This is a genomic window from Limnobaculum allomyrinae, assembly GCF_016649425.1.
Lineage (GTDB): Bacteria > Pseudomonadota > Gammaproteobacteria > Enterobacterales > Enterobacteriaceae > Limnobaculum > Limnobaculum allomyrinae.
Genome location: NZ_JADRCR010000002.1, coordinates 741,505 through 753,511, shown reverse-complemented (window position 1 = coordinate 753,511; position 12,007 = coordinate 741,505). Strand labels below are relative to the sequence as shown.

At 49.9% G+C, this 12,007-nt stretch carries 2 protein-coding genes; both read right to left on the bottom strand.

What is annotated here, in order from left to right; all coding sequences use genetic code 11:
- Nucleotides 1-34 precede the first annotated feature (34 nt).
- Complete coding sequence (locus tag I2494_RS07535) at nucleotides 35-418, bottom strand: autotransporter outer membrane beta-barrel domain-containing protein (protein WP_218466513.1); 384 nt, start codon at nucleotides 416-418, stop codon at nucleotides 35-37.
- Between the two features lie 21 nt (nucleotides 419-439).
- Nucleotides 440-11,998 carry an autotransporter-associated beta strand repeat-containing protein gene (locus I2494_RS07530; RefSeq protein ID WP_218466448.1) on the bottom strand — a complete coding sequence of 3,853 codons (11,559 nt, stop codon included), beginning with the start codon at nucleotides 11,996-11,998 and terminating at the stop codon, nucleotides 440-442.
- Nucleotides 11,999-12,007 lie beyond the last annotated feature (9 nt).

Genomic DNA, 12,007 nt, shown 5'->3' with positions numbered 1-12,007 from the left:
GGCCTGTTTAATTGGTGGTGAATATTATCGCTATTTACCAGACATAACGCACGCCAACCGCGCCTTCCAGCTTCTGATAATGGTCAAAATCGTCAGTGCCGCTAACGTTTATCCAACCCTGCCAGTTTTGACTAAAGTTACCCTGAATACCCAGTTTCAACTCACCGCGATCTTTAGGTACGTTCTCTTCAATATGCATCGTGTCGAGAGTTACCGATGAGTTCTGGTTATGATGCCACCAGTTAAGCTCGGCGTATGGCTGAACCGCATAGGCATCATCCAGAATATCGTCTGACAGACGGACACCCAGACGAGTGCTGTAAGTCTCATTATTCTGGCCGCTTACCCGAGTATTACTGGAGTCAGTGAAAGTATCGGCGGTATATCGACTATAGATAACCTGAGCCTGTGGCGTCAGGCGTAATAAATGTTTCTCATTTTATGGGTTCAGCATCAGGCTATAACCAACTTCCAGCGATGAGCTCCACAAGCGGGAATCATAACTGTCAGAACCCTGACCTTCGCCCTGAACATCGTTATCGTACCAGCCGTACTGTGTCCAGCTGTCAACGTAGGCTCCGCTCTTCTGTTGTGCGTCAGCAAACCAGGTGGCATAAGCACCGAGGTTGAAGCCATTCAACGAACCAGTAGCAGAATGATGCACGCCATTTAAATCGCTGTTACCAGTGGCATCAGTATCCCCATTTCCCCAACTGCCCATTAGCCCAACTTGCAGCCGCTGAGTATCCTGCTGGTAAGTTGCCATATCGCTACCAAACTGCACCAGCGTATAGTCACCCTCCATACCTACATGACCACCAGCCGCGTTGCTTTCCGTATGCCCGCCGATAATCCGACCCCATGAGCTACCATTGTTCTGGGTATATTGAGCACCCTGACGGTCAAACAGCGTATGAATCTGCATCAGTGCCGCCATTGACTGATTGCCCAAATAGGCACCGCTCTCCGGTCTCCACTGTGGTGTATCATCCCCTTCATCACTGACCGAGCGCAGATACCAGTTACCATCAGCCTGAGTCGGCAGCCCCTGATTCAGGCTGTATTCATAGGCACCAGCCACCACCCGATTCGCCAGTGTAAACTGGCCGTTTGATTGCCCGCCAACGCGAATGATCTCGATGCCATTCACCGTAGAAGCTCCATTGCCACCAGAGTTATTCACTACCACTCGGGTAGAGCCAGAGGTATCCCCCTGAACTATCAGCTTATCGGTGGCAGAGTTATCATCACCCAAGACCGTGCTGAGAGTCAGCAAACCGTTATTACCCACATAGTTGCCTTTCACGACCAGTTGGCTGGCGGGTAATGGACTGGCCATGCGTAATTCACCACTGTTAACCAACTGACCACCAACGGTAAATACACCGGCCGGGCTATCACTCATGCCCGGTAATGCATCTGCTACCGCTAACAGACCATGGTTAGTCACATCACCACCAACGCCGCCATAGCCACCCAGTATGGCGCCCTCTGCTACAGAAACGGATGGGGTATTGGCCAGCAAAGCATCATTCATCAGAACCAGACGACCGGCATTGACATTGGTGACACCGCTATAAGTCTGATTTTGATTAAAGCTCAGTTGCCCTGTCCCTTGTTGTGTCAATATTCCGCTACCGCTAATAACTCCACCGTAGGCATAATCATCGCTGTGGTTAAAGGTCAGTTGAGCGTTATTAATTATGGCTCCGGTCACCCGGCCAGTTGTGCCACCATTGCCAAGTTGTAAGGTACCTTCATTAATCGTCGTGCTGCCGGTAAAGGTATTGTCATTGGTAAGTATCAGAGCACCGTTGCCGGTTTTACTCAGGCTACCAAAGCCATCAATGACACCACTAAATGTACTATCAAGGCTGTTATTGGCCATTAACTGTGCATTTCCCAATACCACATTACCTGAGCCGGTCAGATTATTTACGTGTTGGTCAAAGCTATTCAAATCAAAGGTGGCACCCTCACCAACATTTAACTGTGAACTCTGAGCAATAATGTCGGTATGTCCTGCCAACAAGGTGCCACCATTAATCAACGTTGCACCGGTATAGAGGTTGGCTTTTGACAGCTCCAACGTTCCCGCACCTGCTTTAGTCAGCGATTTTCCATCCCATCCACTGGCAGCATTGGCCACTTCATCCATCAGTAAAGCATCTAAATCAAAGTATTCATTTTGAGCTGTGAGGGTAAAGTTACCGGTGGCTTTGGCCGGCAATCCGGTATGAGCGGCATACCAGCTTAATGCCAGACCAACATCAAACTTATAGCCATCATTAATTGATGTTATCGACAGATAATCAACCGGGCTCACGGCTCCGCCTGCAGTTCCGCTGGCAAAGTGCCCCGTCAGGTTTCCCGGTGCCGATGTTTGAATAATAGTAAACAGGCTATTGGCCAACTGACTGGCAGTGGCGGTTTCCGGCGCGCTGTAACCCGCCACATTAATTACAGCTGCACTGCCGATATTAGCAGTACCTGCTGTAATTAGCGGTGGATTACCGCGTGCAACCACATCCAGTACTCCGTCAATATTGAACTGATTACTGACGGCCAACGTGGCGTTGGTTGCCAGTGAAGTCGTGGCGCCCGCTGCTGAATTATAATTAGCTGCGTTAAATACCCCTTCCTGAGTCAGGTGCAATACCCCCTGATTAACAGAAACGTTACCCTGACTGGAATTATTATGGGTCAGTATGGCAATGCCACCGCCGCTTTTAATTAAGCTACCGCTTCCTGTTAGTTGATTATTCAGGATACTGTTTTGGGCAAATGCCAGTTCCAGTTCAGCATTGTTGGCTATTTCATTAACCCCCAATGCATTGCCCTGAGTGCCAATCAATCGCCCCTGAGTAATGGTTGTTCCACCCGAGTAGAAATTCATTCCGCTTAAGGTCAGCGCTTCACTACCGGTTTTAGTTACGCTACCGTAACCGTTTATCACGCCATCAAAAGTACTGGCAGCATTATTGTTAGCCGTCAGAACTGCATTCCCCAAGATAACCTTGCCGCTACCTGTCAGATTATTAAGTTGCTGATCAAAACTATTCAGATTGAGCGTGCCGTTATTGCCAATTACTACACTGGAGCTATTAGCAAAAGCATTGGCAATATCAGTACGCAGTTGGCCATTATTCACCTGCGTATTACCGGTATAGAGATTTGCCGCAGACAGAATCAGTGTACCAGCCCCCTCTTTGGTCAGGCTTTTGCCATCCCAGCCGGTTGCTGATGCAACGCTATTCAGTAATGCAATATCAACATTAAAGGTGTCATCCTGATTAACCAGCGTAAAAGTACCATTCCCTAAATCTGCACCTGCCAACCAGGTCAATCCAAAACCCACGTTATAGTCATTATTATTCAGACTCTTCGCCGCATTAACCACTAAATAATCGGCGGAGCTGCTGGCGCCGTTCAGATCAACGCTGTCAAAGTCACCGCTAATCCCACCGGTAGTATGAATAATGGTAAACAGGCCATTCGGTATTTCAGAGGCTTTATCAGGAATACCGCTGGTATCAATACCCTCTACTTTTAAGGTACCGCTTAACGTGGCAGTTGATGCCGTAATCAATGGTTCAACAGAACCTAATCTCACGCTTAATGTCGCATTGCTTTGTTGCGTTAATGCTCCACTCAAATTAAGTGAAGCATCGGTTGCCAGCGCTAAAGTGCTACCACTGGTGGTCGTCAGACTGCTGGCATTAAAGACATCCCCCTGAGCGAATGTTAATGTACCCGCATTGATATTGATGGCTCCCTGAGAAGAACCCATGCCATTTAATGTGGCATTTCCTGCGCCAGACTTCAGCAGATTGCCGCTACCGCTTAATACGTTGGTCAGCGTGCTGTCACCGGCGAAATCCAGTTGTAATACGCTATTGTTGCTGACAGTTCCGGTTCCCAACGTGCCGCCCTGGGTTACTTTCAAAATACCGGTATTAATGGTGCTGCCGCCGCTATAGTTACTCAATCCGCTCAGTGTCAGTTCCCCGGTACCGATTTTAATCACACTGCCTGCACCACTGATATCGCCACTAAAGGTAGAATTGGCAGTATTGTTGGCGGTCAGTGCTGCGCTACCCAGGTTTATATGACCGATTCCACTCAGATTATTCGCTTGTTGAGCAAAACCATTTAATGCCAGAGTTCCGCTACCACCAATATTTACATCACTGCTGGTGGCAAAAGTATTGGCAATTCCCGTTTGTAAGGTACCGTTATTAATCAGGGTGCTGCCGGTGTAAGTATTCACTGAGGAGAGTTGTAGTGTGCCCAGCCCTTCTTTAGTCAGGCTGTGACCATCCCAACCGCTGGTAAAGGTGCCGGTTTGATCTGCCAGTGCCACATCCACATTAAAGCTGTCTGAAGCATTGGTTAGCGTAAAGGTACCATTACCTGATGCATCACCCGCCTCCCAGGTCAGGCCAAAACCAATGTTATAATCCAAACCATTGACCACATGACTTGTCAGTTGCAGATAATCTGCACTATTGGTAGCGCCCCCCAGGCTAACGCTGCTGAAATCACCAGTGATGCCACCGGTAGTATGGATAATAGTAAATTGTGTATTTATCAACTCACTGGCGTTAGTCGGAGCATTGGTGGTAAAACCACTGATATTCAATGCACCATCCAGCGCCGCGGTATTTGCCGTAATGGTTGGTGGTGTTGTTCCCAGCGCGACATTAAGGGTCGCACCATTACTTTGGATTAATCCGCCGCTAATATTAACCCGGGTATCATTAGTTATTGCCGTGGTCGCTCCGCTTGCTGTATTCAGGCTGCTGGCAACGAAAGTATCACCTTGTGCCAACGTTAGCGTTCCACCATCTACATTAACGAGCCCCTGAGAAGAACCGGCACCATTTAATGTGGCATTACCACTACCAACTTTAATCAAGGTTCCGCTGCCTGCCAGGCTATTAACCAGCGTACTGTTGGCTAAAAAGTCGAGCAATAAGATGCCATTATTGGTGACCATGCCACTACCCAATATACCGCCCTGAGTGGCTTTCAATGTTCCGGCACTAATAGTACTGCCGCCGCTATAGGTATTTAATCCGCTCAGGGTCAATACCCCGGTACCAGTTTTAATCAAACTGCCGGTACCGTTAACATCACCGCTAAAGGCGGTATTGCCGGTATTGTTGGCGGTCAAAGTTGCGCTGCCCAGGCTGATATGGCCTGTTCCACTCAGGTTATTCGCCTGCTGGTCAAAGCCATTCAGATCCAGCGTGGCACCACTCGCCACGGTGATATCGCTGCTGGTGGCAAAGGCATTGGCAATGCCCGTTTGCAGCGTACCGCCATTAATCAGGGTGCTGCCGGTGTAGGTATTCACCGAAGAAAGTTGTAAGGTTCCCACCCCCTGTTTGGTCAGGGTTTTACCGTTCCAGCCGCTGGTAAAGGTGCCGGTTTGATCCGCCAGAACCACATCCACATTAAACAGGTCACCGGCATTGGCTAAAGTGAAAGTACCGTTGCCCAGCGCATCCCCCGCCTGCCAGGTCAGACCAAAACCTACGTTGTAGTCAATATTATTCACCACCCGACCAGCCAGAATCAGGTAATCCACATTGCTGGCGGCGCCGCTCAGGTTGACGGTCGCAAAATCACCCGTGATACCACCAGTGGTATGTATGACATTAAATTCAGTATTGGTTAAGGCGCTGGCGCTGGTTGGTGCGCCGGTGGTAAAGCCGGTAATATTCAGTGTGCCGTCTAACGTGGCGGTATCTGCCGTGATCACTGGCTGAACACTGCCCACCGCCACATTCAACGCAGCCGTTGAGTTTTGTGTTAAACCACCGGTCAGGTTAAGTGATGAATCAGCAGCCACCGACGTGATGGCTGCATCTGCCGTAGTCAGGCTACTGCCATTAAACACACCGCTCTGGGCAAAGTTCAGCGTGCCCTGATTGACGTTAATCACTCCCTGCGTCGAGCCAGAACCACTCAGTGTGGCAACACCGGCTCCGGTTTTGGTCAGCGCTCCGCTGCCGCTCAGCACATTAGCTAATGTACTGTCACCGGCGAAGTTCAGCTCCAGCGTTGCACCATTATCAACGGCACCGCTTCCCAGAGCACTGCCCTGAGTCGCCACCAGCGTACCTGCGCTGAGGGTGCTGCCACCCTGATAGCTGTTCACTCCACTTAAGGTCAGCGTACCGGTGCCGGTTTTGCTCAGGCTACCCGCGCCGCTAATCGCACCGCTAAAGGTGGTATTGGTACTGTTATTCGCGGTTAACCCGGCACTCCCTAACAGAATGCTGCCGCTACCACTCAGGTTATTCGCCTGCTGGTCAAAGCCATTCAGATCCAGCGTGGCACCACTCGCCACGGTGATATCGCTGCTGGTGGCAAAGGCATTGGCAATACCCGTTTGCAGCGTACCGCCATTAATCAGGGTACTGCCGGTGTAGGTATTCACCGAAGAGAGTTGTAAGGTTCCCAACCCCTGTTTGGTCAGGGTTTTACCGTCCCAGCCGCTGGTAAAGGTGCCGGTTTGATCCGCCAGTACCACATCCACATTAAACAGGTCACCGGCATTGGCTAAAGTGAAAGTACCGTTGCCCAGCGCATCCCCCGCCTGCCAGGTCAGACCAAAACCTACGTTGTAATCCAGACCATTCACGACTTTCCCAGCCAGAATCAGGTAATCCACATTGCTGGTGGCGCCGCTCAGGTTGACGGTTGAAAAATCACCCGTGATACCACCGGTGGTATGTATTACCTTAAATTCAGTATTGGTTAAGGCACTGGCGCTGGTTGGTGCGCCGGTGGTAAAGCCGGTAATATTCAGTGTACCGTCTAACGTGGCGGTATCTGCCGTGATCACTGGCTGAACGCTACCCACCGCCACATTCAATACAGCCGTTGAGTTTTGTGTTAAACCACCGGTCAGGTTAAGTGATGAATCAGCAGCCACCGACGTGATGGCTGCATCTGCCGTAGTCAGGCTACTGCCATTAAACACACCGCTCTGGGCAAAGTTCAGCGTGCCCTGATTGACGTTAATCACTCCCTGCGTCGAGCCAGAACCACTCAGTGTGGCAACACCGGCTCCGGTTTTGGTCAGCGCTCCGCTGCCGCTCAGCACATTAGCTAATGTACTGTCACCGGCGAAATTCAGCTCCAGCGTTGCTCCATTATCAACGGCACCGCTTCCCAGAGCACTGCCCTGAGTCGCCACCAGCGTACCTGCGCTGAGGGTGCTGCCACCCTGATAGCTGTTCACTCCACTTAAGGTCAGCGTACCGGTGCCGGTTTTGCTCAGGCTACCCGCGCCGCTAATCGCACCGCTAAAGCCGGTATTGGTATTGTTATTCGCGGTTAAACCGGCACTCCCTAACAGAATGCTGCCGCTACCACTCAGGTTATTCGCCTGCTGGTCAAAGCCATTCAGATCCAGCGTGGCACCACTCGCCACGGTGATATCGCTGCTGGTGGCAAAGGCATTGGCAATACCCGTTTGCAGCGTACCGCCATTAATCAGGGTGCTGCCGGTGTAGGTATTCACCGAAGAAAGTTGCAAGGTTCCCAACCCCTGTTTGGTCAGGGTTTTACCGTCCCAGCCGCTGGTAAAGGTGCCGGTTTGATCCGCCAGAACCACATCCACATTAAACAGGTCACCGGCATTGGCTAAAGTGAAAGTACCGTTGCCCAGCGCATCCCCCGCCTGCCAGGTCAGACCAAAACCAACGTTGTAGTCAGAATTATTGACTATTCGACCAGCCAATGTCAGGTAGTCCACACTACTGGCAGCATCACCCAAATTCACTGTTGAGAAATCATTAGTGATACCATTGACGGTATGAATAACGGTGAATTCAGAGTCAGCTAATGCACTGGCGCTGGTTGGCTCACTGGCGTTGAATCCCGTGACATAAAGCGATCCCCCTAATGAAGCGGTATCTGCATTAATAGCTGTTTGACCACTCCCTACAGCAACATTTAGCACTGAACTGGTGTTTTGGATTAGCGCACCGCTCAGATTCAGAATCGACTCTCCCGCCAGAGAGGTTGTTGCCCCATCAGCGGTTGTCAACAGATCGGCATTGAATATACCGTTTTGAGCAAAAACCAAAGTGCCTTGATTAACAGCAACATTGCCCTGAGTTGAACCAAGGCTGTCTAATATGGCAATACCGGAACCGGTTTTCACCAGATAACCACTACCGCTGAGTAAGTTACTTAATGTGCTGCTACCACTGAAATCCAACTCCAGAATATCGCCATTATTGACGCTACCCGAACCTAACGCACCACCCTGATTAATCACCAGCGTTCCTCTGCTGATGGTCGTGCCACCCTGATAAGTATTGATACCGCTTAATGTCAGCGTACCGGTACCCTCTTTCATCAGGCTACCGGAACCATCAATAACACCGCTGAGTGTAGTATCTAAACTATTGTTGGCCGTCAATTCGGCACTGCCCAGCAGAATGCTGCCGCTACCGCTCAGGTTATTAGCCTGCTGATTAAAATCGTTCAAATCCAACGTGGCATTACTACCTACCACTATCTCACTACTGAAGGTAAAAGCGTCGGCGATCCCCGTTTGCAAAGTACCGTTATTAATTCGGGTGCTACCGGTATAAGTATTGGCTGAAGAGAGTTGCAGGGTACCCAATCCTTCTTTGGTCAGGCTCTTACCATCCCAGCCGCTGGCGAAGATACCGCTTTGATCTGCCAGTACTACATCCGCATTAAAGTTGTCTGATGTATTGGTCAGGGTAAAGGTACCATTCCCTAATGCACTACCCGCTTCCCAGGTCAGGCCAAAACCCACATTATAATCAAGACCGTTAACCACCTTACCCGTCAACGTCAGATAATCCACGCTACTGGTTGCGCCGCCCAAACTGAGGCTACTGAAGTCGCCGGTAATTCCACCGGTAGTGTGAACGATGGTGAACGCTGTACTGGTTAACTCACTGGCACTGTCAGGTGCACCGGTAGTAAAACCACTGATATTCAGTGCTCCATCCAGTGTTGCTGTATTTGCCGTAATGATAGGTTGTGTACTGCCCAAAGCGACATTCAAAATTGCACCATCGCTTTGGACTAAGGCACCACCGATATTAAGTTGGGTATCACTGGCGATCGCCGTGGTAGCTCCGGTTGCCGTATTCAGGCTACTCGCGGTAAAGGTGTCACCCTGAGCCAGTGTCAGGGTTCCGCTATTTACATTGATAGCTCCCTGAACTGAACCGGTTCCGGTTAATGTGGCATTCCCTGCACCGGTTTTTATCAGATTACCATTGCCTGTCAGAACATTTTCCAGCGTACTGTTGCCAACAAAATTCAACTCAAAAATGCTATTGTTAGCGATGCTACCACTCCCGGCAACGCCGCCTTGAGTCGCTTTTAATGTTCCGGCATTAATGACTGTGCCACCGCTATAATTACTCAAGCCGCTCAGGGTGAGTATCCCTGTTCCGGTTTTAATCAGACTGCCGCTTCCACTAATATCGCCGCCGAAGCTGGTATTGTTCAGATTATTGGCAGTCAGAACACCACTTCCCAGCGTAATATGCCCCGTTCCACTCAGGTCGTTAGTCTGCTGTGCCAGATTGTTTAAATCTAAGGTGGCATCACTGGCAATATTCACATTACTGCTGGAAGTAAAGGCATTAGCAATGCCTGCCCGTAACGTTCCTGCATTAATCAGCGTGCTGCCAGTATAGGTATTTACCGAAGAGAGTTGCAGAAGCCCCAGCCCCTCTTTAGTCAGGCTTTTTCCATCCCAGCCACTGACAAAAGTACCGGTCTGATCCGCCAATACGACATCAACATTAAAATTGTCAGTTAGATTGGTTAGCGTAAAAGTGCCATTGCCCGGCGTATTTCCCGCCAGCCAGGTTAAACCCAAGCCAACATCGTAGTCTGTGCCGTTAACCACTTTGCCGGCTAACGTCAGATAGTCTACGGCACTGGTTGCACCACCCAGATTAACACTGGAGAAATCTCCGGTGATGCCATTTAAAGTATGCACGATAGTGTATTGTGAATTGGCCAATTCACTGGCGCTGGCCGGCGCATCCGCAGCAAAACCGGTGATATTTAGCGTACCGCTCAATATTGCACTATCGGCAGTGATTATTGAGCTGGTGCTACTTCCCAATGCAACATTCAGCGCCGCACTGTTGCTTTGGGTCAGAGCGCCGCTTAGTTCAACCGTTGTATCCTCAGCAATATCGATTATTGCACCATCTGCCGTATTCAGGTCGCCGGCAGAGAATACATCGCCTAGTGCCAGCGTTAAGGTTCCGTCATTAATCTCAACGTTATTCTGTGAGGAACCCACTCCCGTCAACGTTGCTTTACCGTCACCGGATTTCACCAGATCGCCGGTACCGCTCAGTACATTATCCAGGACGCTATCGCTGGCAAAATTCAGTTCAAGCGTTGCATTATTGGTGATATCGCCTGTACCCAGCGCATCGCCCTGAGTCGCTTTCAATCGACCGGCACTAATGGTGGTACCATTGCTGTAACTATTTGTGCCACTTAATGTTAGCGTACCGGCTCCCAATTTATTCAGGCTACCGTTACCATCAATCGTGCCGCCAAATGTGGTATCCGTATTGTTATTGGTAGTTAATGCTGCCGTTCCTAAAATGATGTGACCGGTTCCACTTAAATTATTAGCCTGCTGTGCCAGGTTATTCAGATTTAACGTAGCATCACTGGCAATACTCACATCACTACTGGAAGCAAAAGCATTGGCTACTCCGGCCAGTAAAGTTCCCTGATTAATTAAAGTACTTCCGGTGTAGGTGTTCACTGAGGAGAGTTGTAGCGTTCCCAACCCTTCTTTGGTTAATGTCTTACCATCCCAACCGCTGGTGAAAGGCCCCGTCCGATCGGCGAGAACCACATCAACATTAAAATTGTCATCACTTTCAGCCAGAGTAAAGATACCATTCCCTTGTGCCGAGCCCTCCAGCCAGGTCAGCCCAAAACCTACGCTATAATCAACACCGTTAACAATGCGTCCCGCCAGAGTCAGATAATCTACCGAGCTGCTGGCCCCACTTAAATTCACACTGCTAAAATCACCAATAATACCGCTGGTAGTATGAATAATATTCCATCTTGCCGTTGCCAGTTCGCTGGCCTGAGTTGGAATATCGCTGGTATCCAATCCGGTAACGTTTAATACTCCGTCTAATGCCGCGCTTCCTGCAGTAATCAACGGATTAATGGTGCCTAATGTGACATCCAGTGTCGCACCGCTATTTTGGGTCAGTGCTCCGGAAATATTGAGAGCAGAATCAATGCCCAGAGAGATAGTGGCATCAGTATCGGTTGTTAAACTACTGGCATTAAAAGCGCCGCTTTGCGCCAGTGTTAACGCCCCTTGATTAACGTTTATCGCCCCCTGAGAGGAGCCAACTCCAGACAGCGTGGCATTCCCCACGCCAGTTTTGACCAGACTACCGTTGCCGCTGAGAATATTGCTAAGAGAATTATCAGCGGCAAAATTTAACTCCAGCGTACCGCTATTGGTAATGCTACCGGAGCCCAACGCACCACTTTGTGTCGCTTTCAACGTACCGGCGCTGATGGTGGTACCACCGCTATAGAGATTGAGTCCACTTAATGTTAACTGGCTGGCTCCGGCTTTAATCAAACTGCCGGTGCCGCTGATATCACCGTTGAAAATGGTATCCGCGTTGCTGTTTGCCGTTAATACCCCTGAACCCAATGTAATATGACCACTACCCGCCAGATTATTAGCCTGTTGAGCAAAGCTATTCAGATCCAACGTAGCATTGCTGGCGATATTGACATCGCCGCTGGTGGCAAAGGCATTCGCGATACCTGTTTGCAGAGTACCGGCATTAATCAGCGTGCTGCCGGTATAAGTATTCACAGAGGAGAGTTGCAGCAAACCAAGACCTTCTTTGGTCAGGGTTTTACCGTCCCAGGTGCTGGTAAACGGCCCGGTTTGATCCGCCAGAACCACATCCACATTAAAGCT